General features: G+C 51.2%; 42 protein-coding genes and 2 pseudogenes. 19 read left to right on the plus strand and 25 right to left on the minus strand.

Going from position 1 to position 22,762, the window contains the following annotated elements:
• Nucleotides 1–57 precede the first annotated feature (57 nt).
• The 25 genes and pseudogenes from CSK29544_RS25125 to CSK29544_RS00105 all read right to left on the minus strand — a co-directional run.
• Nucleotides 58–458 (minus strand): annotated as a pseudogene (locus tag CSK29544_RS25125) (phage antirepressor KilAC domain-containing protein); the annotation flags it as partial.
• 605 nt (nucleotides 459–1,063) lie between these two features.
• Nucleotides 1,064–1,168 (minus strand): annotated as a pseudogene (locus tag CSK29544_RS22125) (lysis system i-spanin subunit Rz); the annotation flags it as partial.
• Between the two features lie 3 nt (nucleotides 1,169–1,171).
• Nucleotides 1,172–1,669, minus strand: a complete 498-nt coding sequence (locus CSK29544_RS22130; protein ID WP_076723568.1) for an HNH endonuclease signature motif containing protein — start codon at nucleotides 1,667–1,669, stop codon at nucleotides 1,172–1,174.
• Entirely contained in the window at nucleotides 1,638–1,799 is a 162-nt protein-coding gene (locus tag CSK29544_RS24785) for a lysis system i-spanin subunit Rz (protein ID WP_256999307.1), read from the minus strand. Before CSK29544_RS24785 ends, CSK29544_RS22130 begins: the two co-directional genes overlap by 32 nt.
• Entirely contained in the window at nucleotides 1,727–2,131 is a 405-nt protein-coding gene (locus CSK29544_RS00015) for a lysis system i-spanin subunit Rz (protein WP_256999308.1), read from the minus strand. The genes CSK29544_RS24785 and CSK29544_RS00015 overlap by 73 nt, the downstream gene beginning before the upstream one ends.
• Nucleotides 2,121–2,615, minus strand: coding sequence for a lysozyme (locus CSK29544_RS00020; protein WP_029039645.1), 495 nt, complete (start codon nucleotides 2,613–2,615; stop codon nucleotides 2,121–2,123). The genes CSK29544_RS00015 and CSK29544_RS00020 overlap by 11 nt, the downstream gene beginning before the upstream one ends.
• Before the next feature lie 8 nt (nucleotides 2,616–2,623).
• On the minus strand, nucleotides 2,624–2,905 hold the full coding sequence (locus CSK29544_RS00025) for an SHOCT domain-containing protein (protein WP_241720356.1): 282 nt from the start codon (nucleotides 2,903–2,905) through the stop codon (nucleotides 2,624–2,626).
• Between the two features lie 787 nt (nucleotides 2,906–3,692).
• The gene (locus tag CSK29544_RS00030) at nucleotides 3,693–4,457 is read right to left on the minus strand and encodes an antitermination protein (protein ID WP_029039643.1); all 765 of its coding nucleotides are present in this window, start codon (nucleotides 4,455–4,457) and stop codon (nucleotides 3,693–3,695) included.
• On the minus strand, nucleotides 4,454–4,633 hold the full coding sequence (locus tag CSK29544_RS00035; RefSeq protein ID WP_029039642.1) for a hypothetical protein: 180 nt from the start codon (nucleotides 4,631–4,633) through the stop codon (nucleotides 4,454–4,456). The genes CSK29544_RS00030 and CSK29544_RS00035 overlap by 4 nt, the downstream gene beginning before the upstream one ends.
• Nucleotides 4,630–4,887 carry a DUF7740 domain-containing protein gene (locus CSK29544_RS00040; RefSeq protein WP_029039641.1) on the minus strand — a complete coding sequence of 86 codons (258 nt, stop codon included), beginning with the start codon at nucleotides 4,885–4,887 and terminating at the stop codon, nucleotides 4,630–4,632. The genes CSK29544_RS00035 and CSK29544_RS00040 overlap by 4 nt, the downstream gene beginning before the upstream one ends.
• Nucleotides 4,884–5,495, minus strand: coding sequence for a recombination protein NinG (locus CSK29544_RS00045; RefSeq protein WP_012125646.1), 612 nt, complete (start codon nucleotides 5,493–5,495; stop codon nucleotides 4,884–4,886). The genes CSK29544_RS00040 and CSK29544_RS00045 overlap by 4 nt, the downstream gene beginning before the upstream one ends.
• Complete coding sequence (locus CSK29544_RS00050) at nucleotides 5,488–5,736, minus strand: hypothetical protein (RefSeq protein WP_151451316.1); 249 nt, start codon at nucleotides 5,734–5,736, stop codon at nucleotides 5,488–5,490. Before CSK29544_RS00050 ends, CSK29544_RS00045 begins: the two co-directional genes overlap by 8 nt.
• On the minus strand, nucleotides 5,717–5,902 hold the full coding sequence (locus CSK29544_RS00055) for a protein NinF (RefSeq protein WP_029039639.1): 186 nt from the start codon (nucleotides 5,900–5,902) through the stop codon (nucleotides 5,717–5,719). Before CSK29544_RS00055 ends, CSK29544_RS00050 begins: the two co-directional genes overlap by 20 nt.
• Nucleotides 5,895–6,179, minus strand: a complete 285-nt coding sequence (locus tag CSK29544_RS00060; RefSeq protein WP_029039638.1) for a phage protein NinX family protein — start codon at nucleotides 6,177–6,179, stop codon at nucleotides 5,895–5,897. Before CSK29544_RS00060 ends, CSK29544_RS00055 begins: the two co-directional genes overlap by 8 nt.
• Nucleotides 6,179–6,400: a hypothetical protein gene (locus CSK29544_RS00065; protein WP_029039637.1), complete on the minus strand. Its 222-nt coding sequence runs from the start codon at nucleotides 6,398–6,400 to the stop codon at nucleotides 6,179–6,181. The genes CSK29544_RS00060 and CSK29544_RS00065 overlap by 1 nt, the downstream gene beginning before the upstream one ends.
• Nucleotides 6,390–6,569: a NinE family protein gene (locus CSK29544_RS22135; RefSeq protein ID WP_071844232.1), complete on the minus strand. Its 180-nt coding sequence runs from the start codon at nucleotides 6,567–6,569 to the stop codon at nucleotides 6,390–6,392. The genes CSK29544_RS00065 and CSK29544_RS22135 overlap by 11 nt, the downstream gene beginning before the upstream one ends.
• A complete protein-coding gene (locus tag CSK29544_RS00070) occupies nucleotides 6,545–7,120 on the minus strand; it encodes a phage N-6-adenine-methyltransferase (RefSeq protein ID WP_029039636.1) in 576 nt (191 codons plus the stop codon). Before CSK29544_RS00070 ends, CSK29544_RS22135 begins: the two co-directional genes overlap by 25 nt.
• A complete protein-coding gene (locus CSK29544_RS00075; protein WP_029039635.1) occupies nucleotides 7,117–7,557 on the minus strand; it encodes a recombination protein NinB in 441 nt (146 codons plus the stop codon). The genes CSK29544_RS00070 and CSK29544_RS00075 overlap by 4 nt, the downstream gene beginning before the upstream one ends.
• Entirely contained in the window at nucleotides 7,538–7,693 is a 156-nt protein-coding gene (locus CSK29544_RS24525) for a hypothetical protein (RefSeq protein WP_169737564.1), read from the minus strand. The genes CSK29544_RS00075 and CSK29544_RS24525 overlap by 20 nt, the downstream gene beginning before the upstream one ends.
• The gene (locus CSK29544_RS00080; RefSeq protein ID WP_029039634.1) at nucleotides 7,690–8,175 is read right to left on the minus strand and encodes a hypothetical protein; all 486 of its coding nucleotides are present in this window, start codon (nucleotides 8,173–8,175) and stop codon (nucleotides 7,690–7,692) included. The genes CSK29544_RS24525 and CSK29544_RS00080 overlap by 4 nt, the downstream gene beginning before the upstream one ends.
• A 147-nt stretch (nucleotides 8,176–8,322) precedes the next feature.
• Nucleotides 8,323–9,111, minus strand: a complete 789-nt coding sequence (locus tag CSK29544_RS00085; protein WP_052735624.1) for a DUF551 domain-containing protein — start codon at nucleotides 9,109–9,111, stop codon at nucleotides 8,323–8,325.
• Between the two features lie 17 nt (nucleotides 9,112–9,128).
• The gene (locus tag CSK29544_RS00090; protein WP_029039724.1) at nucleotides 9,129–11,009 is read right to left on the minus strand and encodes a toprim domain-containing protein; all 1,881 of its coding nucleotides are present in this window, start codon (nucleotides 11,007–11,009) and stop codon (nucleotides 9,129–9,131) included.
• A gap of 110 nt (nucleotides 11,010–11,119) precedes the next feature.
• Nucleotides 11,120–11,872, minus strand: coding sequence for a helix-turn-helix domain-containing protein (locus CSK29544_RS00095; RefSeq protein WP_029039725.1), 753 nt, complete (start codon nucleotides 11,870–11,872; stop codon nucleotides 11,120–11,122).
• 162 nt (nucleotides 11,873–12,034) lie between these two features.
• Nucleotides 12,035–12,331 (minus strand): CII family transcriptional regulator, encoded by a 297-nt coding sequence (locus tag CSK29544_RS00100; protein WP_029039726.1) that lies wholly within the window; start codon nucleotides 12,329–12,331, stop codon nucleotides 12,035–12,037.
• 107 nt (nucleotides 12,332–12,438) lie between these two features.
• Nucleotides 12,439–12,666 carry a helix-turn-helix domain-containing protein gene (locus tag CSK29544_RS00105; protein ID WP_029039727.1) on the minus strand — a complete coding sequence of 76 codons (228 nt, stop codon included), beginning with the start codon at nucleotides 12,664–12,666 and terminating at the stop codon, nucleotides 12,439–12,441.
• Nucleotides 12,667–12,743: 77 nt separating this feature from the next.
• Here CSK29544_RS00105 and CSK29544_RS00110 point away from each other — a divergent pair, with 77 nt between their 5' ends.
• From CSK29544_RS00110 to CSK29544_RS00185, 19 genes are all read left to right on the plus strand, one after another.
• A complete protein-coding gene (locus tag CSK29544_RS00110; protein ID WP_029039728.1) occupies nucleotides 12,744–13,427 on the plus strand; it encodes a LexA family protein in 684 nt (227 codons plus the stop codon).
• Between the two features lie 94 nt (nucleotides 13,428–13,521).
• Nucleotides 13,522–14,385, plus strand: a complete 864-nt coding sequence (locus tag CSK29544_RS00115) for a DUF7946 domain-containing protein (RefSeq protein WP_029039729.1) — start codon at nucleotides 13,522–13,524, stop codon at nucleotides 14,383–14,385.
• 484 nt (nucleotides 14,386–14,869) lie between these two features.
• Complete coding sequence (locus tag CSK29544_RS00120; RefSeq protein WP_029039730.1) at nucleotides 14,870–15,220, plus strand: transcriptional antitermination N peptide; 351 nt, start codon at nucleotides 14,870–14,872, stop codon at nucleotides 15,218–15,220.
• A 4-nt stretch (nucleotides 15,221–15,224) separates the two neighbouring features.
• A complete protein-coding gene (locus CSK29544_RS00125) occupies nucleotides 15,225–15,809 on the plus strand; it encodes a pentapeptide repeat-containing protein (protein WP_046622970.1) in 585 nt (194 codons plus the stop codon).
• A gap of 44 nt (nucleotides 15,810–15,853) precedes the next feature.
• Nucleotides 15,854–16,033 (plus strand): hypothetical protein, encoded by a 180-nt coding sequence (locus CSK29544_RS00130; protein ID WP_032975650.1) that lies wholly within the window; start codon nucleotides 15,854–15,856, stop codon nucleotides 16,031–16,033.
• 410 nt (nucleotides 16,034–16,443) lie between these two features.
• The gene (locus CSK29544_RS22145; protein WP_071844233.1) at nucleotides 16,444–16,581 is read left to right on the plus strand and encodes a protease FtsH-inhibitory lysogeny factor CIII; all 138 of its coding nucleotides are present in this window, start codon (nucleotides 16,444–16,446) and stop codon (nucleotides 16,579–16,581) included.
• Nucleotides 16,560–16,715, plus strand: coding sequence for a host cell division inhibitory peptide Kil (kil, locus tag CSK29544_RS00135; protein ID WP_007706457.1), 156 nt, complete (start codon nucleotides 16,560–16,562; stop codon nucleotides 16,713–16,715). The genes CSK29544_RS22145 and kil overlap by 22 nt, the downstream gene beginning before the upstream one ends.
• Nucleotides 16,716–16,809: 94 nt before the next feature.
• Nucleotides 16,810–17,118, plus strand: coding sequence for a hypothetical protein (locus CSK29544_RS00140; protein WP_029039759.1), 309 nt, complete (start codon nucleotides 16,810–16,812; stop codon nucleotides 17,116–17,118).
• Nucleotides 17,118–18,047 carry a recombinase RecT gene (locus tag CSK29544_RS00145; RefSeq protein ID WP_042391939.1) on the plus strand — a complete coding sequence of 310 codons (930 nt, stop codon included), beginning with the start codon at nucleotides 17,118–17,120 and terminating at the stop codon, nucleotides 18,045–18,047. The genes CSK29544_RS00140 and CSK29544_RS00145 overlap by 1 nt, the downstream gene beginning before the upstream one ends.
• Nucleotides 18,044–18,724: a lambda exonuclease family protein gene (locus CSK29544_RS00150; protein ID WP_029039757.1), complete on the plus strand. Its 681-nt coding sequence runs from the start codon at nucleotides 18,044–18,046 to the stop codon at nucleotides 18,722–18,724. The genes CSK29544_RS00145 and CSK29544_RS00150 overlap by 4 nt, the downstream gene beginning before the upstream one ends.
• A 1-nt stretch (nucleotide 18,725) precedes the next feature.
• Nucleotides 18,726–18,923: a hypothetical protein gene (locus CSK29544_RS00155; RefSeq protein WP_029039756.1), complete on the plus strand. Its 198-nt coding sequence runs from the start codon at nucleotides 18,726–18,728 to the stop codon at nucleotides 18,921–18,923.
• A 32-nt stretch (nucleotides 18,924–18,955) separates the two neighbouring features.
• On the plus strand, nucleotides 18,956–19,117 hold the full coding sequence (locus CSK29544_RS22150) for a DUF2737 family protein (RefSeq protein ID WP_071844234.1): 162 nt from the start codon (nucleotides 18,956–18,958) through the stop codon (nucleotides 19,115–19,117).
• Entirely contained in the window at nucleotides 19,114–19,488 is a 375-nt protein-coding gene (locus CSK29544_RS00160) for an ead/Ea22-like family protein (protein ID WP_029039755.1), read from the plus strand. Before CSK29544_RS22150 ends, CSK29544_RS00160 begins: the two co-directional genes overlap by 4 nt.
• Nucleotides 19,485–20,129 carry a hypothetical protein gene (locus tag CSK29544_RS24685; protein ID WP_052367212.1) on the plus strand — a complete coding sequence of 215 codons (645 nt, stop codon included), beginning with the start codon at nucleotides 19,485–19,487 and terminating at the stop codon, nucleotides 20,127–20,129. Before CSK29544_RS00160 ends, CSK29544_RS24685 begins: the two co-directional genes overlap by 4 nt.
• The gene (locus tag CSK29544_RS00170; protein WP_029039754.1) at nucleotides 20,129–20,341 is read left to right on the plus strand and encodes a hypothetical protein; all 213 of its coding nucleotides are present in this window, start codon (nucleotides 20,129–20,131) and stop codon (nucleotides 20,339–20,341) included. The genes CSK29544_RS24685 and CSK29544_RS00170 overlap by 1 nt, the downstream gene beginning before the upstream one ends.
• Nucleotides 20,342–20,430: 89 nt before the next feature.
• Nucleotides 20,431–20,685: a hypothetical protein gene (locus CSK29544_RS00175; RefSeq protein ID WP_029039753.1), complete on the plus strand. Its 255-nt coding sequence runs from the start codon at nucleotides 20,431–20,433 to the stop codon at nucleotides 20,683–20,685.
• A 35-nt stretch (nucleotides 20,686–20,720) separates the two neighbouring features.
• Nucleotides 20,721–21,332, plus strand: coding sequence for a hypothetical protein (locus tag CSK29544_RS00180; protein WP_151451650.1), 612 nt, complete (start codon nucleotides 20,721–20,723; stop codon nucleotides 21,330–21,332).
• Between the two features lie 31 nt (nucleotides 21,333–21,363).
• Entirely contained in the window at nucleotides 21,364–21,714 is a 351-nt protein-coding gene (locus tag CSK29544_RS22155) for a helix-turn-helix domain-containing protein (RefSeq protein ID WP_071844235.1), read from the plus strand.
• Entirely contained in the window at nucleotides 21,636–22,754 is a 1,119-nt protein-coding gene (locus CSK29544_RS00185; protein ID WP_241720301.1) for a site-specific integrase, read from the plus strand. Before CSK29544_RS22155 ends, CSK29544_RS00185 begins: the two co-directional genes overlap by 79 nt.
• Nucleotides 22,755–22,762: the final 8 nt, after the last annotated feature.

Below are 22,762 nucleotides of genomic sequence, written 5' to 3' on the forward strand. Positions count from 1 at the left end.
GCACTCGCAAATGCGCCTTGTGATGAAAGCCGTTGTGAAAGAGGCTCTCACCTCTTCTTAGGCTGCCTGGTCATTAAGATTGTGACCTGCCAGCCAATGCGGCTACCCATTGAATGCCACGCGGAGTGAACTTGGCCTGGGTGAATGCATGGCCGTTATTCTGGTTCTCTCCGGTTTTCATGGTGAAGCGGCCGGCATCGAGATGCTGAGCATAGGGTGTCAATTTCCCCGCCAGGCGATACATGATTCCCTGCTCTATCAGGAACAGTCGGAAGTCCGTTTCTTTCACCTTCAGCAGTTTCGGCTGCCTCACGGAATCCCATAGCTCCGGTTGCCTCGACATAGTGATCAACGAATTCGACTTTAGGTGCGGCAATAGCGAGCTTGCTTTCCAGTTGGGCATTCTGCTCTGCGAGGTCTGCTGCGAGGCGTAGCGCTTCCGGCAGGCTCTGCGGTATTCTCACGGGCTTGGCTAAGTTGGGCTTCAAGTTCCTGCCAGCGATCAACCGGCGAGCGGTAAATTCAGGAGAAAGCTGAGCAACGACAATAATACTGTCGCGCTTACCCTGCTCACCTTCAAACACATAAAAACTCACTGGGCGGCCTGCCGTGGGCTTTTCCTCAATTTGAGGAGAAGCAATCGTGCCCCGTTCAATAAGGCTTTCTATCGTGCGCTTAACGTTATCGTGCCGTTTTTTCTACCAGCTCAGCGATTTCAATGCTGGTCATTACTAACGGATGGTCATTTGCTGGATATTGCATAGGTTGGTGCTCCCTATAGAGAAACAAGCCTGTCGCACAGATTAAGCCGTCCCCTAAGACGCACCATTTACGGATAATCTCAGGCTTGCTTTTCTGTAGGCTTAGGGATTGGTGTTTGCGCGTGCGAAGCGCATAAAAAAAGCCCCGCATTAGCGAGGCCGATATTGCTTTGTTGCTGATGGTGAATCTTCTTGGGGGTTGTCATGGTCGCAGGCTTCGCGATTCCTCACAGAATGGCTAACCCACTTACGGCTTACCCGTCAGCCAGATTGCGATCACCATCCTTACGGGGTTACACAATTTATTTGAGGCATTGTTGCCGGATGTAGTCCTGCAGATAGCTAACCTGTTTGGTCACTGTTTCGATTCGCTCTCTGAGGGTGAAATAATCCCGTTGAGCGGAGTCTTTTCACTGGTAACAGCGAGCAGGAGCAGATGGGTGAAGTTTTCTTTTTGCGGCCTTGTATGCCTGAGAGGCTTCACTCTGACTCTTAAATGACCCAAGCTCGATTCGCTTACCTGAAACAGTGATTCTTGCGCTATACATGTCACGCCGGGCGTCATATTTAACGCCCATGCAAATTCGATTATGTTGGTTTTCTGAAAGAGTCACAGGCCTCAAGTTTTCAGGAGAGTTATTTGCTTGATTGCCATCTATATGGTCAATACAAAAAGGCCAGTCTCCGTTTAACAGAAACCAAACTACCCGATGCGTGGAGAGCTTCTGTCTTTTTACGCCAACTCGGTAGTAACCATCAGGGTTTTTAACTCCCGCCTCTTTCCCGAGCATATGACCGTTAAATTTTGGTGCTTTCTTCCATTTCAGGCCTGATGATACACGGGCGTCTACTTCCAAGTGTTCCCTAATATACGCTTCAATTTCTTGTGTTACTTTGGCTCTTTTCATCAAAGACCACCGTGCGAATATATTCCTGAAGACCAAGTATTTGCTTTTCAGCCGTGACTAATTGCTCTCGGAGATGGAAATAATTTTGTCGAGCGTCTGGAGTGAGTTCGGCGGTGGAAGCATCATCCACGCCGGGGGGAGCCGGTCGCCTCCGTTCTTTCCGCACGTTGCTGCAAGGCGCAGCCGCTTATTACCAGCGGCAACATCGCGCTCAAGCTGATTGATAGTGCTCTGAGCATTTGCAAGCTCCTGTGTGTATTTTGCGTCGAGCGCGGCCACATCGCGCTGGCGAGTCTGCATGTCGCTGATGGTGTCTTTAGCCAGATTTAATTCACGATTAACTTTGGTTAAAGATGCCTGCGATTCTTTGAGCGCTGACCGGTAATGACTGGCGATGACAATAGCGATTGCCAGCAGCAGGCTCATTATGGCGAAGAGGATGATCTTCCAGTTAAAGGTCATTTTCGCTTTCCGCCAGGCACATGGAGCGCTCTATCTCCCTTCGAGTTTGCAATCCTTTCCACTGCTTGCCGCCCGCCCATGTCCATTTTCGCAGCTCGTCGCAGGCTCCTTTTCTGTCGCCATTGTTGAGCTTTTTAAGCAACGTCGATGAGCGGAAGGCGCTTACCCCTACGTTGTAGGTGAATGAGTAGAGCGCGGCACGCTGGTATGCAGAAATGGGAACCTTAACTGAGGCATCCACGGCTTTGATAACCGGTTGCATGTGCTTGTTAAGGAGGTCATCGCATTCCTGCTTTGTGTAGACCTTGCCCATCTTCACATCAGGGCCGGTAATTCCTGCACACACAGTAGGAATGCCGACAGGGTCGAGGTAAGGCTTGTACTTAACGCCTTCCTGGTACTGTATCAGGACGCCAGCGATAAATGACGCCCCTCCCGCCGCAGCTGCAACCAGTGCAGTACGTAGTTTCGCTGGTATCTGCATGGTCTCACCTATGGCGATAGTTCCTGGTCGATGTCTTTGACGATTTTGGCACCATCGGAAATGTTCGTTACATCACCACGGGCATATGCAGCTTTGAGGATTTCGGTTCGCTTGCGGTCTTCCTCAATCGCCGCTTTGTTCTTTCGGTCGTTTGAACGATATGTCAGCCAGGTGAATGTCGCCGTTATGACAAATCCCAGGGCAAACAGAACATCCTGAAGAGTCAACATGGCGAAGAATCCCGTCAGACCTGACCAGAAATACGACCAGAATCCGTTGTTGGTATTCATGCGTAGCATTTCTCACACCTCCGATAATGGAAGTGCTGTGATGTAGTTAGGAAAGGCCAGCGAGGCATCGGATGTGAGGGTTCATCTGTGATTGATTTCCTGTGGCCTAATACGAAAAAGGCCCGCCGAAGCGAGCCTTGAATATTTGGAGTGATTTGTTTGTGGTGGCCGGTGCTGAACTCCGGCTTATCGGTCCCGGCGGCAAGCGGCTTTACCCGTCTGGTGAACTCGCCTCGTGTACCAATGGGGCATTTCTTTCCGCGCATCAGCCTGCGCATTCACCACAACGGAAAGGAAACTGCCCGGAATCGCACCGACGCCAGCGCTTACCTGGCTTAAAAAGTTCAGTTCCCTTACCTGTTATGTGCTCCGTTTCGTGGAGCTGACGGCTGGCGATCAACCCAGCACCTATATGGGATTTACTAAGGCGATATGCCAGTTGTTACCCACGAATGAAAGCACTATCAGTTACGCTGCCTGTTCCGCCACGCGGTTACGCTGCCTGTTCCATCAATGCCCTTGCCGGTTTCGTCTCATGCTTCTTTGGTTTGACGATCCCACTCTTCACGAAATTTAGTCGGGTTATCGAAACCCTGAGTAGCGTTGCAGCTTTTCATATGAACACCTGTTGCTTTGGTTGAGCCAATAAAAAAGCCCCGAGCTATTAACTCAGGGCTTAATGTTTTTAGCGCTTAACAACGTGCGCAACTTCCACTGTTAGAAATCATATCCGCAGGTTCGGGAAAAGTAAATAGCGCACGACAAATTAATGCGCTATTTTCGGTTTTTACCTGGTGACTTCTCGTAACTGTGCGTCAGCCCACGATTCTTCCACCTCAAACTTGATGATAAGAGCATCGTAGAATGGCTTAACTGACTTCTTCCACGTGTCGAGTGATATGGAATCCGTGATTTGGCATACCGCAGCAAAGGCCTCGGTAGAGGGCAAACGAGGATAGCCGACGCCGCCGCAGCGCTTGCAGTCAGATATCACTGGAACGCCCTGCTTTTCTGTTTCCTCCTGATTTATCGCCTTCCCTCGCCCCTTGCAGTCAGAGCATGCCGTAGAAACCACACCCTTTCCTTTGCACTTCTGGCACAGCACTTTCACCTGCTCCCTTCTGGCCGCGAGATTCGGTCGACCAATGTGCTTCATGGTCACGACTTCCGCATGAATGAAGCCTGCGCCATTGCAGCATTCACACTGCCGGGTGCTCCCGGCGTTGCGTGAATAGTCCTCAAAGGCGTAAGTTGCGAGCGCTTGCATTACCTTTGGCTTAATATCACTTTCGAGCTTGCGCAAGGCGGCAACCTTATCGCAGCGCTCAATTGCATACAGGGTCAGCATTTCAATAGCTTTCTCACGGTCATTGCTGCTGACGCCCATTTTCCCCATAAACGCCGCAAAGCCCATCTGCGCGCGATTCTGCACCATTCCCTGAGCTGCCATGATATCAGTGCCGGTCAATGCGTCTGAAGCCGTAGCTCGCGGGGAATCGCTTATCATGGTCGATTTAGCGAAGTGGTATTTCAGTGCGTTTTCCAGGTTCATGCTGCATCGCCTCCCTCTGGTTTGTTGATGCCGAGCCGGTTTTCCAGCTCCTTACGCATTTCCTTTAAGCGCCGCTCGGTCTCGTGAACGTTGTTAAGCTGCCACTCAACAGCCTCAAGCATCTCCTTATCCTTCTGGCGCTGCTGAGCTAATGCGATGTTTGTTACCGTCGTCATGCTGGCTCTCCCACCATTGAATCGAGTTGTCGGCGCAGCATCTTGAGTGCACCGTCCGGGAATGGCTGGCGCGCCAGTCCGGTGAATATGCCGTGCACTTTCCGGTCGCTCAGCCGCGGCAGTAAGGCGTTCACCGTCGCGCGGATAGCACCGTTAACCTTGCGCCCGTCTTTCTGCGCCAGCTTTGCGGCCAACTCCACAGTCACCAGGGCATCGAGATATTCCTCGCAAACCTCTCTGCTTATTTCGCTCATGCGGCCTCCTCGCGCGAATTGCGCAGGTCTTTAAGCTTCTGCTGATACTCCGCCTTAATCGCTTTGCACTCTTCGATAGTCCAGCGGTGGCGATAGTGGTTAGATTCGACAGCCTCGACTGCTGACAGCCCGATACGCCGGATAAGCTCTGCCCGGTACGGCACGAGATTGCCGCTCTTGTGCTGATTGCACACGACGCATTGCTTATGGATATTGCGTTCATCAAAGCGAAGCTGAGGTGCCGCAGCAGTTGTCCGGTAGTGACCGGCATCCCACTGAGCAGACGTGAAAGTTCCGCACGAGATACATGGCAGGTCGCGGTCTCTTTCTCTGATGAAGGCGTTTACGGCTTGTTGGGCTTGTTTAATCCAGTAACTGCGGGGCTTTAAGGCGAGCTTTCGAATCTTGAGTCTGTCTTTCTGCTGCTGTTCTTCTCTTCGTCGTTTCTTCTCTGCTGCTTTGAGTGCTTTGTCTCGCTCCCTGTTTCGTCGCTCAAGCGCTATCTTTGCGCCACACTCGGGCCCACACCACCACTGGTTAGCGAATGCCGGGTGGAACCACTCTCTGCACTCTTCGTTTTTACAGCGCCTGCGAGGTGATTTAGCCATTAGCTTCCTCCTCTCTGATTTTTTTAATCGCAGCCTTCAGCTCGTCAACTTGCTGTGGCGTCCAGGCTTCGCGGAGGTTTTCGGTAACCCGCTTTAGCTGGTCGGCGCTATCCCTTGTCATCAAGCACACCTGTCGCCCGCTCTTCATCCAAACATCAACTTGTTCAACCTTTTCCTTGTAGAGCCTTTCTGCCGCAAACATGGAAAGTTTTAGTAAAATGTCATAAAGCCACGTCATCATTACCCTCCGACACAAAATGATTCGGGTCTCTATACACAAGCCATTCGTTGATGCACTCGCCGCAGGCATATACCTCATCGGCATCCAGCTGCTTGCTGCATCCTGCGCATAGAGCTCTGGCTATGCTCTGCTGCTCGTAGGTTTGGGTTTGGATGGGGTTAAGCATGTTGGCTTTCCTGCATCATGAGGAAGACAATCATGGCGGCGCGGAGTGGGTTTGGGTGTGTTTCTCCGTCAATCTGCCATTCAACACCGTCAACCCAGTACGCATCTGAGGACGCAAGCCACATCCCGTGCTCATATTTGGCGAGTGAAATGCCATTTCGTTGGATAATCGGCCATGCGGCGCCGGGGTCGTTGCAGTAGTCGGTGCGAAATCTCTGTGAAACTACGCGCCCTACCATGTTATTGATTTCATCATCACTTAACTGTGAATAGTCCATCAATGCAGCCTCGCTGTGTTTGTCTCTGCCGGCTCAATGGTGATAACCAGCTCTTTGTCTTCCAGTTGCCAGATGAGCCCTTTGTCTTCTTCGCCCTCGCTCATCTGCTCGACGAAGCCCATCAGGTAATTCATCAGGATGTTCATGGCATCCACGCCATCGCCCTGCATGTCTTCCATGAGGTCGGCGAAGCGCTCTGCGTACTCGTATTCATTGTTCATGCTTCCTCCTGGCGCGTTGACGAAGCCACCGGACATCAGCAAGGTGGGCCGTATACGCATACGTTGGGATTTGTGAGGGAGGCAATTCAGGTTTCTTCTTTCGGCGGGGCCGTACGATGAATATGCAGTTTTCCATTACAGCGACTAGGCTGCTTTTCCGTTTTCGCATTTCAGCGCCTCCATGCGTTTCCGGCCATACGCCATAAGCTCGTCGCGCTCAACAGTCGTCATCCGGCATTCGCCAGCTCGCGGCCACGGGTGCCAGATGATGAGCATCGAGCCTTTGTTGTTGCCGTTTACCGGCTTGCCCGTGCTTGCGTTCAGAAATGAGAGCCGCCCGCCAGTAATGAACCTGACCTCATGCGCTGTCTTGATAGCCTCTTTGAACCACTGGACAGAGGTATCAGCAGGCAGAAGCATCACGCAGCCAACACTGTGATCTGCATTCTCCTGTGCGGCCTTCTTAACGAAAGGCATCGGTGCACTGTATGGAGGGTTCAGCCACGCGTAAGCCCGCCCAACTCCGATAGGCATTTTCGAGAGCCAATTCGCTTCGAGCGTGTTTTCCATTTCATCAATGAACCTGGTGCAAAGCGCATTACTTTGGCTGGCTGCTGCATCAAGGAAAAACGGGAACTCGCTCCGTAACGCCCGGTAGATTTCCGGCGGGGTTTGCCAGAGGTCTTTTATCTCAACTGGCGTGTTTGATTTGTCTGTCATGCCGTCACCTTCCTTCCTGTTCGTTTAGCCCACTCAATCGCTTCCTGAGCGTCCTCACTCCACCGGACGTCTCTCTCTGCACCGAACGCGTGAATCAGCTCCAGAAGCTCGCTGAATTCGCTTACGCGCATCTTTGAGGTCGACTGGCCGAGCACGACAAAACCGCCTTTAATCCCCGGCGCTGAGCGTTGGCCTTTAAGCGCCGCCGTGAAGATGTGCTTCCAGTCTTCGCTATCCAGCTTCATGCCATGCCAGACGACCTGCTCAGACACATCGCGCAGGGTCGCCCAAAGACGCTTGTTCTGCTCTATTGAGCGCGTCTTTTCCTGAATGGTTACGATGAGAGGTCTTTCCGGGTCGGGGTAAAGCTGCTGGATGGTGCGGATTGCGTTTTGCTGGACTAGCGGTGTGCGAATTTCAAAAGTTTGTTTTCTCATTCCTCTTCTCCAGCTTAATCAGTACGAATGCACTGCGCAGCAGAATCAGCGCGTCAGTGAACATCAGGCCGTCCTGTTTAACGATGGCCGCGAACATGAAGCACAGGCCGATGAAGACCAGCATTATGATGCTCATACCCTCATCTCCTGCCGCACCGCGCGCAGCTGCTGATTGATAAACGCCGTCATGGGGTTTGAGCATCCGAACTTGCATAACTCATGCGCTGCGACATACAGGAATGAACCCTGGTGCTCGCTGCACTTCTCCGAGTTGTAGCGCTCAATACGTCCTGAATCGTGTTCGTCACGGAGAATGCGCTGTACTGCGCCCATATCTATGCCGGTGCCCTCTGAAACCTGGCGGGACGATACCGGACCATGTTCAGTGACGTATTCGCGGATACGCTGGCGACTCGTTTTACCTTCACTAAGTTCATAAAGGCGGCAGCGTGTTCCCATGCCGGTGCTTGCAGAGCGTACCAATGCGCCCTCTCGCACAAGACCACAGACTATGGCGGCCACACGGTCGCCCTTTCCGCCGAGCTCCTCAACGAGCTGCTTGACTGTGCCTTTCCGGTTCATTTCGAACCAGGTCATAATTTGCAACTTGGTTATCATGATGAGTCTCCGCTCAATACCTCGCCTTACTGATTGCCTGAAGCATTATCAGCTGGCTGGTAAAGAGATATCGTTTGGTGAGTGTTTCGATGTCGATGAAGCGAGGAGTGCCGATGTATCTGGCGATGGTGTCTATGTCGTCGAGGGTTATTTGCATGGCGGCTCGGGGAGCGGTTGCCAGTGAGTCGCCTTATATCTGTGAATAGAGCTACTGATATAGAAATGCGCGTCCTCGAAACTTTCTAATTGACCAATGCAAGTGTCGCCATGCTCGTCTGTCAGTAAAACATTTACGTATGTATCAGGCATCCGCTCGCTGCATGGAATCCAGCCATCAGGCTCCCCGGATGAACCATGCGTCATGGCTTCCTGCAGACGGTCAAGCTTCACGTATTCCCGCGCCGAATAACCATCTTTAATCCAGGCGGCAGCGACTTTTGCCGAGGTTGTATAGTCGTAACACTCGCCACACTTGGTAAGAAGCTCGTACAGGTCAGCGACTGGCGTACACTCGAAACCATCGCTGCCACCAACAACCTTACCTGCCAGCGATTCGAACTGCTGCGAGGTGGTGTCGGCTTGTGCCTGCTCGGCTTCCATCATTTGCTCATACTCAGCAATCTGTGGGTCATACGGCAGAGAGTCGTCATCAGCACCAGGCGCGGGCGGTGCTGTGCAATCACATTCAATGAGAATTGGCTCTCCCCATGGCTGCACCCCGCCGCTATCGGCTAATCCAGTGTTGCCGCATTTTGGGCAAACGGCTGATTCTTCCTTCTCCCGCTCTTTGCGCAGCGCCAGAAGCTCATCCATCGCCACAATGCCAAGGCCAAACATGTCGTACTGCTCTTTGTCTTCTACCGGGTCATAGTCCTGCTGCCAGCATTCAAATGCGTTACGCAGGTCTTTGGCCTGTTCTGTGCTAATAGTGCTCATGGTTAATCCTTGTGATGTCAGATTTGAGAAACGTTTTCCTGCTGCCACACCTCGTCATACTCCGACTTGGGCATGTTAGCGACGTAGTTGTATGGGGATGCGCCTTCGACCTGTAGAAACTGGTGAGACTGGTCGTCGAGAAACAGCGGTACGCCACCTTCCCAGCCTTCTCCGTTTCGCTGCTTTTCCAACATCAGAACAGATGCCGGAGCGGCTAACAGTTGCTGGTCTTTATCGTTGAGTTGCTCACCCGCCTGGACGCGGTGTAGCGCTCTCTCCCGGCCTTTGTTACGCCAGATGATAAACAGGTTGTCTGTGAGGTCGGTGATGGCACCAGAGCCTTTCACATCCATTTTGCCAGTGGGCTTTTCCTCGCTGTCTCCTTTGCGGGAGTGAGTGACGAGGATGATGTGAGAGTTGGTCTTGTTCTTGAAGTCGCACAGTGCGTCGACAAACGCCTTCTGCCCGTTGTAATCGTCATCGCCGATGCCGCACTTCATGAGGCTGTCGATGATGAAAAGCCGGATTCCATATCGGCGGCGGGCATAGGTGAATATTTCGATGAGGCGTTCAGCTTTCGCCGTTCCAGTCAGACCGAATAACCATAACCGGTCATCGTAGAAGTTGAATGCCGACTCAATCTCCAGAACTGGAGGCATCTTGCAGCATGTAGCCTGGCGCGTAAGGCGCTTAAGCAGTATGCCGGGCTTAAGCTCCAGCGAAGCAACGCATGTTTTTACGCCCTGCCTCATGGCTTCCAGAGCCATATGACCGACGACTTCCGTTTTTCCATGGCCGTTAACGCCGTTGACAAGCGTCAACTCGGCTTCGCGAAACTGGAAGTTATAGGTCAGAGATTCCCATGGAGGATTGAACAGGTATTGCTGCTTACCGTAGAAGGCGTTGATGGTGTCCTGGTAAAACTCGCGGGCGCTGTAGAGTTCTTCCGGGTCAAAGAATGCGGCACCGCCTAGACACTGCCAGATTTCATCTTCGGAGATGCCGTCCATCAGGCACTCGTTGATGTCCTTGCGTGGTAACTTGACCATCCGGCAGCGATGTTCACCGAGTCGGCTGGCTATCTCTCTGGCGGCTTCCTGCCCCACTTCGTCGTTGTCCATTGATATCCAGATTTCTTCGAAGCGGTCGAGATTGTGAAACTCAAACTCAATCCATTGCTGCTTAGCGCCCTTGCCGCCACCGAAAGGCACTGACAGTGCGTTTATGCCGTACTGTGAGTAGCTCATGCAGTCGATTTCACCTTCGCACAGAACAACCGACCGCACTTTGCTGTCCAGCGCCTGCCAGCCAAAAAGACAGGGCTCGCAGTCTCCTTCGGCCATGATGACCTTCTTGCCATTCGGTCGCTCGGTGCTGATGCGTTTGACCTGAATCAGCTCACCATCGCGCTTGTACGGGAATACCAGAGCGTCCAGCTCTCTCTCGCCGTTCCACACCTTGCCACTGACGACTTCAAAAGCTTTCGCCGTTTCCGGAGAGATGCCGCGTGATTTGAGGTATTCGATGTGATGCTCGGTTTTATTGCAGTATCGGGCGACTTTCTTTCGGTCAGGACGGGAGAATTTCTTTTCGCGCTTTGCGTCGAAGTGGTGGTCGTCATCGCGGATGCCGAGAAACGCTTTGGCCTCCTGCATCGCCTGATGGAGGCTGATACCACGACACGCCATCCACAGGTCAAGCATGTCACCGCCATCTCCTTCAGCAAAGTCAGCCCATTTCTTTTTGCCGTTGAGGTTTACTTTCAGGCTGGAGCCTTTGTCGCCGTGGACATTGCCCGCCACCCACTCATGCCCGTCTTTCTTGCCGTTCGGCAACAGGTGCGGCGCTACCCTGTCAACCTGCGACCACAGCAGGTCACTTAGTTCGCTAGGTGTCATCAAACTGACCTCAGATCCAGACGGTTAAACCAGAATTCAACGAATGCAGGACTTAGCCAGCCATGGTTATAGCCAGCGATGAGTAACGCTTTGATTCTGGATTTCATGTCTCACCTGTCGAAGAATACATAACCGGTTTTCGACACGGTGATTGCGGATGATGGTTTTGAGAAAGATTTTGAAGTACGGGATTTTTGAAAACCCCTGGCATTTCTGAGCCAAGTATTCAGGGCGCGATTCCAGTCAATGAATTTGCTTCCCTTGCTAAGGTGGTGGTCGGTGAACTTTTCAAATTCTTCCTGCAAGGAAATGCCGTATTCATTTGCCATCTTTTGGTGGGCTTCACTCGGTGAGAATCCTTCCGGCATTACCGTAGATTTTTTCTTGCTCTCTAAAGGTTCTTTGACTGGTTCAAAAGAGTGACTGGTTCTGGTGCCAGCAGGCGGCACAGGGGGTGTGCTTTCTGACGACACAGGGGTGCTTTCTGACGACACAGGGGTGCTTTCTGACGACACAGGGGTGCTTTCTGACGACCCACCTGAGGTTTTTGGCGGCACAGGGGGTGTGCTTTCTGACGGCACAGGGGTAGATGTTAAATGCAGGCGGTAAACGTTGGAGGTATTACCTTTCCCGTTGTTAACCCCAAGCCGGTTTTCCTTGGTCATGAGACCGAGTTTTATTAACGCAGATATGTGTTCTTTTACGGCGCTCTTACTACATTCGCAGTGGTCAGCAATATGTTGGTATGAAGGCCAGCATTCACCGTTATCATTGGCGTTATCGGCAAGTTTAATCAGAACCAGTTTTCTCAGTGGGTTGCCAACCTTTATATTCATGGCCTTAGCCATAAGATTCATGCTCATTTTGACTTCTCCGAAGTTTTGTGCCTGTTAAGTATTTCTCTCAGTGTCACAGCTATTTCTGGATTAACCCCCTGATAAAACTGGTCACGTAGCACATCTTTTCGGTGATTAACGCGTTTATTTTCCTGCGTTTTTCGCATATAATTACCTCGCTGGATGTTGTTAAAATTCCATTTGTATTTGATCAGAACGCTCGGTTGCCGCCGGGCGTTTTTTATTGGTGAGTCCATCAAGCGCATACTTAAAAGCCCTGCTAATCGGACTGATGTCTGATGCCATTCCAAAAGCACACAAGACCGAAGCAATAAATCTCCAGTCCGTTCTGCTTATCTTCGATTCATGACACCCCACCATCTTCGCCAGTCCACGCTGTGTGACCGTAGAAAGATTGATGAGTAAATCTGTCTCTGCGCGGTCGATGTCGCGCTGGGACGGCTTGCTATAACTTGCGTTTTCCATTCGGTATTCTTCCTTTGTTGTTTAGATACGTGCGCAGACCGTGGGGTCTGCCACTTAAATGAGTTACCGCGTTGTCGGCGGTTCAAATTGATAAAGAGCGGTGTTACTTATGCTGCGAGAAGTTTTCTGCGGCTTAAATCAAGCAATTCAGTGGCTTGGTATTTACCGTTAGAAATCCTCTCAATCGTTTCTGCGTACTGTGTTTTCCCGAAAAATTCGGTCTTGGGGAGAAATCCGTTTTTAAGCCATTTATAGACGGCTCTTTCACTTACTCCGCAAGCCCTAGCTACTTCGGGGATGCCAATACTTTTAATCGGCTCATCTAAATGATGCATGGGCTATTCCTCTTCGTACTTTCAGTACACATTATGATTGAACTGAAAGTTTTTGCAAGTGGTTTACTATCGTACTCATGGTACAAACTGAAAAAGTGCGCCAAGAATTCTCCCAGCGGCTAGCGCAGGCCTGTAATGAAGCTGGGCTGGATGAACATGGACGGGGAATGGCTTTAGCCAGAGCCTTGAACGTAACTTCAAAAGCCGTCAGTAAATGGCTTAACGCTGAGGCATTGCCACGGCAGGAGAAAATGAATGCGCTGGCTCAATTTCTGAAAGTTGACGTTGTCTGGTTGCAGCACGGGAAAAGCAGTAAACAAAGCGAATCAAACGTAAGCTATGTTGGGAAACATGAGCCAAAAGGAAATTATCCGTTGATTTCTATGGTGAAAGCTGGTGCATGGTGTGAGGCTGTAGAACCGTATTCATTGCAGGACATCACAGAATGGTACGACTCTGACGCCCATGTTGAGGGGGATGGGTTTTGGTTGCGTGTTGAAGGGGATTCCATGACATCTCCAGTTGGCATAAGCATCCCGGAGGGAACATTAGTTCTGGTAGACACGGGCAGAGAGGCTAAAAACGGCAGCTTAGTTATAGCGAAACTGGTTGATGATAATGAAGCGACATTCAAAAAACTGATCATCGACGGCAGTCAAAAGTATCTAAAAGGCCTCAATCCTGCATGGCCAATGATACCTATCAACGGAAACTGTCGAATCATTGGCGTAGCTATCGAAACCAAGATGCGCCTAGTTTAAGGCGCAGTGGCCTGAAGAGACGTTTGGGTGATAGTGCAGTGAGCTGATGAACTGAGTGATTGGGTGATAGACATAAATAATTAGAGGCATGGTTATGGAAGACGGTGTTTTGCAGGACATAAAAATATCATTGAGGTATGACGGTAAGGATGCTTTAAACCATGAGATAGACTTGAATTGTCTTGGTGAGTCGCTTAAGGGTTTCTCTAAAGTTCTCTCTACTGCCGCATCTTTTTCAGCAACACAAAAGTACAGCAAACTAGTTACATATCAAGAAGTTAAGGTTTATGCCAGAGAGGCTAGAGCAAACTGTTTTACTCTTGATGCTGTCCTTAACTTTGTTACCCAGAACCAGTTGTTCTCGGGGATCGCTGCAACTATACTGGGTGCAATACTTCAGTACATTTTTGCGAGAAACTCCAACAAGAAAGACGAAATGAAAGCTCTACAGCAGGTTCTTGAAAAAGCCATTGAGGCGCTAGGAAACAAGGATGCAGGAACCATCGATAAATTGATCTCAGTGATTGATAAGATGGCTGTAGAGTTACGCCAATCAGTTAGGCAGGCTGTTTCTCCTATAGGCAATACATGCGATCAGATAAGCATTGCTACCAACATTGATGGTTGCCTAGTTAAAGTGAATGAGCAAGACAAGGCTCAAATCGACAAGCTTGACGATGATGAGGTTCTTGGTCTCAGGGAGTACCGAGCTTATCTTACTGAGTTTGATGCTCAAAATATGACGGCAAAAATAATTTTAGATGGTGACGAATCCAAGAAGAGAATTACATCTGATATTAGTGACCCCGCCGCAAGCAAGAAGAATAATCCCTATCTCAATGCTCTGAGTGCCTACATTTCCACCAAGGGAGATGTATCTTCAATCTTTACGATTACCGCAAAAGCAACCGTAAAGAAAGGGCAGATTAATAGGCTCTTCATAGTCGACGCAAAATGATATCCATACCCCGGCCACCGCGCCGGGTTTTTTATTGCCATACTCCCCTGCGCCACCTGCACTAAATGCTGACTCCTGCACAATTTCGTTACTCCTGCACCTTGCAGCCAAACCAGCAGCCCGCCACGGTGCGGGCTTTTTTGTGCCTGTGACATGCCTCGCAAAAATAAATACCCTTAAAAATCAAACATAAAAATCTAATTTTGACTTTATTTTCAATCTTCGTACTTTTGGTACTTGCATTAATCGTACTATTGGTACAATATAAACCCATCAGAAGGACGCTGAGGCAGTACGAAACGGAAGTTTGCTCTTTAACAGAACAGGTGCGCTGACAAAGCGCGAACAGATACCAAACGAGATGGGTTTGGGGTGCGGGCAGAAGCCAACCTCTTCGGCGGAGGCGCTCGGCAATGAGTACGCGGTCAGGGTTAGCCGCCTGACTGCCTGCACCACCAAAGCCATTTCACATGAGGACAAAGCCATGACGGTTATCCAATACGGTTCTTCAGTATCAGCAGGTAACGCTAAAACTCGCCGTCATCAGCGGCGCAGAAAGCTAGCTATCGAGCGTGACGCTATCGGCAATATCATCGACTCCATTTTAGGTTGCGAGGCTCCTGACGCTTCTCAGGAAGAATCACGCAAGCATGCAAGCCGCGTTGACCGAGCCACTTCGCTCGTAGCTCTCCGCGACAAGAAGCCGGAAGTAACCGAACGCAAGCGTAACCCGGCATACAAGAAACCAGTTAACCACCCTACCCACTTGATTAACGCGCACCAGAAAATGCGCGGCAAATCGATTCCGGCCTACTACGACTATCAAAAGGATTAACAAAATGAACTCTGCTGAATTATCAAAAATTCTGGATGAGCACAAAGTGTGGGTGACTTCGTTTGGTGAAAACGGATCTAAAGCCGACCTGAGCGGTGCCGACCTGAGCTGTGCCAACCTGTACGGTGCCGACCTGTACGGTGCCAACCTGTACGGCACCAACCTGCGCGGTGCCAACCTGAGCGGTGCCGACCTGTACGGTGCCAACCTGTACGGTGCCAACCTGCGCGGTGCCGACCTGTACGGTGCCAACCTGCGCGGTGCCGACCTGAGCTGTGCCAACCTGTACGGTGCCAACCTGTACGGTGCCAACCTGCGCGGTGCCAACCTGCCTGATCTCACATACGTAATCATAGGTGAGAAATACTTCATCAGCATCACGAACGGTGAATATGTGCGAGTTGGGTGCCAGAACCACACCGCAGAGGAATGGCGTAAATACAGCAAGCATGAAATTGCTGAAATGGATGGTCGTAAGGCCCTGAAGTTTTACCCACGCTTGCTGGATATTATTGATTTCTATCTTGGCAAGGGTGAAAGACCAGGCTGGTTAACCATCAAAGAATACGCAGATGAGGTCGCAGAATAAGCGGCCTTTCTTTTTGGCAGCAAGCCACTTATCTGAGGTGAGATATGGATGAGGAAGTCGAATGCGACATATGCGGCAAAGGGATTGCTGCGGTTGCCGTTTACAGTGGCGATGGTAATGAAGAGTTGTGCCACGAATGCTATCACGACATTTACGACATAGATGATGAGGCCGTTGAATATCAGCCGATATCCGATAGCCGATTCATGGAGTCGGTTATCTGATGCAATCCGCATCATAACCAAGACAGGAGACGAAGACCTGTTCTGGTTAAATGGAGAAATAACCCTTGTTGCCTGTTCGCCCGGCATTGCGTCCGGGCATTTTTTATAAGTCTTTAAACAGGCATTTTGCGGCAAAAACTGCTGAAGCATGAACATACTCTTCATAAGAGTATTTATGTCCGCACTCACAAGTAGCGTTGTTCCAGCCCTCTTCGGTACTTAAGTCCCCGATTATTTCCTCTGACCCGCACTCAGGACAGCAAAAGTTCTCTTCCATATAAAACCTCCGATGTGTTGTGGAATATGGAATCTATCACCTATCAAAAGCATTTGAACATTAATTCAGCATATCAATAGCGCCTATTTTAGGCGTTTTCGCTATGCCAATCACAAATAACAGGAACCCCACGATGACATTTGCTATCGCGGGCGGTGCCGTCTTGGGTGCCGCTCAACTCAATGAATCGCTACTCGACCTCATCACCCGCCGCATACGCGGTATCTGCACAACGCTTAAGGAGCTGACATGTACGGCAATCAAACAGTAAACCATCAGGCCCTTATGGCCGCGCAGAGCAAGGCGGTTATCGCCCGCTTCCTCGGTGACGCCGGGATGTGGCTGCAGGCCAATAAGCAGATGAAGCAGGCAGTGAGCATGCCCTGGTACCGGAGGCCGCAATGAAGACCCTCAACCCTCGCGACATGACTGATGAGCAGTTTGCCCGCCTCATGAAAGATTTGATGAAACAGACACCAAAACAACAGGAGCAGAAGCAATGAGACTGACCCTGAACGACGTCAAAGAAATCGAGCAGATTATCGCCGCGCTGGACGCAACTGATAACGAGCGCATCAGCGATGAAGTTGAGCGTCTGGCGAAGAAAGCAAACCCGTTTATTTCGGCTCTGGCGGGGCTGGATGCTGATGAGCATACCGGTGACGCCATCAACTATCTCGAAGGCCATAGCATCGCGTTTCAGGACGCATCCGAGGGTTGGTGGATTGATGCGCTGACCGAGCGCGTTACTGCCGAGTACGCCATCGGCATCTTCAAGGCACGGCATTCACACAGGGAGGCAGCGTAATGGCAAGCCCGGTTGTTAATCAGGTATACGAGCTTATCAATCCCCTGAAGGTTGAGTTCGAGCAGGTATGCGCTGAGCCATCAATAAATTTCAAGCGTGAATCAGAGTTTGCGATGCAGATATTCGCCAATAACGACTATCTCGCAAAGACTGCAATGAATAACACGACCAGTACCCGCAGCGCGATCATGAACGTTGCTGCGATTGGCATCACGCTGAACCCAGCGCAGAAACTGGCCTATCTGGTTCCACGGAAAGGAGCCATTTGCCTCGATATAAGCTACATGGGGCTGATGCATATTGCCCAGCAATCAGGGGCAATTAAGTGGTGCCAGTCGGCAATCGTCCGTAAAAATGACCAATTCCGTCGCGAGGGTCTCGATAAGCCTCCGGTTCACATCTATAGCGAGTTTGACACCAAAGAACAGCGCGGAGAGGTTGTAGGCGCTTATGTTGTCGTGAAAACGGACGATGGCGACTACCTGACGCACACCATGCGTATTGAAGACATTTATTCAATACGTGACCGGTCTGAAGCATGGAAGAAGTACAAAACTGACAACAGCAAAAAATGCCCGTGGGTTACCGATGAAGAGCAGATGATGCTCAAGACGGTCGTGAAGCAAGCTGCCAAATACTGGCCGCGCCGTGAGCGACTCGACGCGGCAATTGACTATGTTAATACCGAGGGGGAAGAAGGTATTAACTTCGCCGCAGAACGGCAGCCTGAGCGCGATATCACCCCGGCAGACATTGCAACCATCAAAGAAATTAACGACGTACTCATCGCCATGAATAAAACGTGGGATGAAGACCTGTTGCCTCTTTGCTCGAAAATCTTCCGTCGCGAAATTCTCGCGTCATCTGAGCTTACCCAAATCGAAGCCGTTAAGGCACTCGGATTCCTCAGGCAAAAGGCGGCAGCATGACTCCAGAAATCATCCTTGAGCGCACAGGGATAGATGTGCTCACGGTTGAACAAGGAGATGAGGCGTGGCAGAGGCTGCGCCTCGGAGTTATCACCGCATCAGATGTTCATAACGTCATATCAAAACCACGCTCAGGTAAAAAATGGCCGGATATGAAGATGTCATATTTCCACACCCTTCTCGCTGAGGTGTGTACCGGCGTAGCTCCTGAAGTTAACGCCAAGGCTCTGGCATGGGGAAAGCAATACGAGGATGACGCAAGAGCCCTGTTTGAGTTCACTGTCGGCGTTCAGGTAACCGAGTCGCCAATTATCTACAAGGACGAAACTATGCGCACTGCATGCTCACCGGATGGGCTTTGCAGTGATGGCCGAGGGCTTGAGCTTAAATGCCCTTTCACTTCTCGCGACTTCATGAAATTTCGCCTCGGCGGATTTGAAGCCATAAAGTCAGCGTACATGGCTCAGGTGCAGTTCAGCATGTGGGTAACTGGTAAGGATGCCTGGTACTTTTCGAATTATGACCCGCGCATGAGGCGCGAAGGACTTCATCATGTCGTTGTCGAACGTGATGAAAAATACATGGAAGAATTCACGGAAGCGGTGCCAGAGTTCATTGAAAAGATGGACATGGCGCTGGCAGAAATTGGCTTCACCTTCGGAGAACAATGGAGGTGAAATGCCAGCAGAACCATTCAAAAAACGCCGTGGCAATCAGCAGACGCTGGGCCGCAACTGGACCACCACCGAGTTAAGCCTCATCAAATCACTGGCCGGCAGCGTCCATCCCAAGATTATAGCCCGCCAGTTAAACCGCTCATACGAATCTATCCGCCAGATGGCAAAGCGCGAGCACATCAGCCTGCGTCGCGTTTAATCGTGCGCCACGGACGGCGCGAGGAAAAATTCATGATTACACATGACCCGCGTATCACACCAAGCGAGCTACAGGCTCGCGTCAAATCTCAGCCGATGCCGAGCCGCGAAGAGCTTATGAAACGCAACAGCTTCGGTTCTGTGAATAACAACAAATACCTCAACCGCTGGCTGCGTCAAGGCGGTGCCGCATGACCGACACAGCAAAACTGAAAGCGGCGGCTGAGAAAGCACGCTGGGGCGACTGGTCTGCATATAAGCCGCATAGTGGAGCGCGCGGATACGAGGTGCGCGTTGGTAGTGAGGCAGTTGCGCAGCATTGCCTGAAAGACGACGCAGCGTTTATTGCCGAAGCAAGCCCAAAGGCTGTTCTCTGCCTGATAGCAGCGCTGGAAGCCGCGCAGAAGCGCATCGCTGAACTGGAGGCGCGCAAGGTTAAGCTGCCGAGCATTAACCCGCAAATGTTCAACGACGATGTGATGTTTGGTTATCGAAAAGCACAACGCGAGGCGGTTGAATTTTGCGCCGTCGCGGGCATCAATCTTGAGACAGGGGGTGAAGCGTGAGCGAAATAAGCAAAGCGGCGCTGGCTGAAGCGTGCGAAGAGAAAGTGAGACAGCTTGAGTTTTCGGTTAAACAGAGCGCGTTTGATTCAGTCAGGCAGGAGCTTGAGACCGAATTAGCAATCGCGCGCGTAGCACTGCTGGCGCTGCGGGAGCGGGCGGAGCCGGTTGCGTGGCGTCACGATGACGGGCCTTTCTCTTCGGGGGCATTAACCAGATCAAAATCTGTAGCTGGAAGTTGGATTGCGAATGGGTGGAAAGTAACCCCGCTCTACACCGCACCGCCCGCGCAGGTTGTGCCTGATGATGCTCTGACCAGGCTGGCGTTCAACATAGCCTTGTATTTCGCAGATGAAGAGACGAAAAACAACAAGGAGCTGTTTCATAAACTTATTGACCACGCTGTGGATGATTGTCGTTCTTTCATGCGCGCGACAATTCCCGATCCGGTTGTGGCTGATTCACTTGTCTCCGAGCTTCTGGCTATTGCGAAAAGAGCCGCTGAGGAAGCAGACGAATGCGCTAATGCCGAGTTTAGTGACAACTCAATGAAGCACGCTCGCGAAATTGCTGAATGGGAAAGACGCGCCGCAATTCTTCAACCTGTAAGCCAGCATTACAAGTTGCCTGGAAAGGAGGGGTGATGGATTGGATAAATAAATATGCATGGTACGGCAGGAAGGCAGCCTCTTCTGTACTTCCATTCATTCTGGGGATAATCGCCGAACAAAGGGCTCCTGATTATGCCCTGTGGTTCACAATCCCTGTGATTATCTTCTTTGGATGGGCACGTAAGACGCGTGCAGCTAATGATGTATGGTTCAGAGGGAACCGCGGACCTATTGATGATGACTGACACCTAAACTCCCACCCAATTGCACCACGAATTGACAGCTCGCCCACCTCAATTTACTGTATATAAATACAGTTATTTTGGGGTGCTTCATGAGTAAAGACTCGGACTATCTGATTATTTACAGGGGCGAGGTGCATCATCGCATTACGCCCGGTCGCTGGGTGCTCATTCAGCGCGCAAAGGAGTACGGCGGCGGGTGGTGGTTGGGGAAAGCATACGATGATGTTTTTATGCTGGAGTTCGAGAAGCCAAGTTCTATGGCTGTGGCAACTGAGTACATCATGTCGCATGGAAGGATGCAGACACTCCCACCCTGGGACGATGAATTTGAGTTGAAACCATGACCCGCCGAGTGCGGGTTTTTTATTGGAGCAAAGATATGAAGCTGATTGATTTACTGGTGCAGGAATTGCCGAAGCGTGGCGGGTGGCCGGAGGGTGCAGTTGAGTGCGAGCGTTATCTGCATGAAGCACAAATTGATTTCTATGATAAGGATGGTAATTGGGGCGCCGATTGCGGAAAGGTTTACGGTCATGACTTTGCGGCTGCTTGCGTTAAACCGCGTGAGAAAGGCGATGGAGTGCGGATAGAAAGAGTTACTCGCGAACAATACGAAGCCGCACTAGCCGCTGCGCAACAGTCTGTATGGGATGGTGAGGGATTGCCGCCGGTGGGCGTGAAGGCTGAAGTGTCGGTCGATGGTGGTCGCTCATGGTGTTCGTATAAGGCGACCAGCGAAAATCATGGAATGCGTCTTGTTGAGATTGGAAATTTTACGGAAGAGTTTCAGAGCAATAATTGGATGTTTCGCCCCATCCGCTCAGAAGCCGACAAGCGGCGCGATGAAGCTATTGCGGCGCTCGTTGATTTTAAAATAGGTTACCATTCGTACCCTAAAGCAGCAGAGGAGTACCTGCGAGAAGTTACAGCGCTTTACGACGCCATCTTGCGGGGCGAAATCCCACACATCCGAATCGAACATGCCGCCTGATGGCGGCTTTTTTACGCCTGGAGATAATCGAATGGAACAATACAGCCTCACGCTCGATGAGGCCTGCGCCATGCTCGGCATATCCAGACCCACGGCCACAAACTGGATAAAGTCAGGACGACTACAGGCCACCCGCAAAGACCCATCAAAACCCAAATCCCCCTACCTAACCACTCGCCAGGCTTGCATTGCAGCCCTGAAATCTCCGCTGCATACTGTCGCCGTGAGCGCGGGTGATGGCATACGAGAGGAATTGATATGTCACTCTTCCGCAGAGGTGAAACCTGGTACGCCAGTTTCACATTGCCGGACGGCAAAAGATTTAAGCAGTCTCTTGGGACAAAGGACAAAAGGCAGGCCACGGAACTCCATGACAAGCTGAAGGCCGAAGCCTGGCGAGTAAGTAAGTTGGGCGAGACGCCGGATATGACATTCGAGGAAGCGTGTGTCAGGTGGCTTGAGGAAAAGGCGCACAAGAAGTCACTGGACGATGACAAAAGCCGGATCGGATTCTGGCTACAACACTTTGCAGGGATGCAGTTGAAGGACATCACTGAGACGCGAATCTATAACGCGATTCAGCAGATGACCAACCGCCGGCACGAGGAAAACTGGAAGCTCAGAGAGGAGGCATTAAGGAAAAAGGGAAAACCAGTTCCGCCATATGTGCCACGACCGGCAGCGACAGCCACAAAGGCTACTCACCTTTCATTCATCAAAGCGTTGTTACGCGCCGCTGAGCGTGAATGGAAGATGCTGGACAAAGCGCCGATTGTGAAGGTTCCGCAGCCGAAGAACAAACGCATTCGATGGCTGGAGCCTCATGAGGCGAAAAGGCTGATTGATGAATGCCCGGATCCGCTTAAGTCCGTTGTTGAGTTTGCGCTGGCGACGGGGCTACGGCGGTCGAACATCATCAATCTGGAATGGCAGCAGATAGACATGCAGCGCCGGGTGGCGTGGATACACCCGGAGCAGAGCAAATCAAATCAGGCCATTGGCGTGGCGCTGAATGATACTGCATGTCGTGTGCTGAAAAGGCAAATAGGCAATCACCACAAGTGGGTGTTCGTCTACAAGGAAAGCTGCACCCGGCCTGATGGGACTAAAGCGCCGACAGTGAGGAAGATGCGGTACGACGCAAACACAGCCTGGAGGGCTGCGCTTAAACGTGCTGGCATTGAGGATTTCCGCTTCCATGACCTGAGGCATACCTGGGCAAGCTGGTTAGTTCAGGCTGGCGTCCCGATTTCAGTTCTTCAGGAAATGGGCGGATGGGAGTCAATAGAAATGGTTCGACGGTATGCGCACCTGGCACCTAATCACCTGACCGAGCACGCGAAGCAAATCGACTCGATTTTTGGCGATTGCGTCCCAAATCTGTCCCACACGGAAAAACAGGAGGTGATGAACGGTAGATAAGTGATTGA

Origin of the sequence: Cronobacter sakazakii (assembly GCF_000982825.1) — a bacterium.
GTDB lineage: Bacteria > Pseudomonadota > Gammaproteobacteria > Enterobacterales > Enterobacteriaceae > Cronobacter > Cronobacter sakazakii.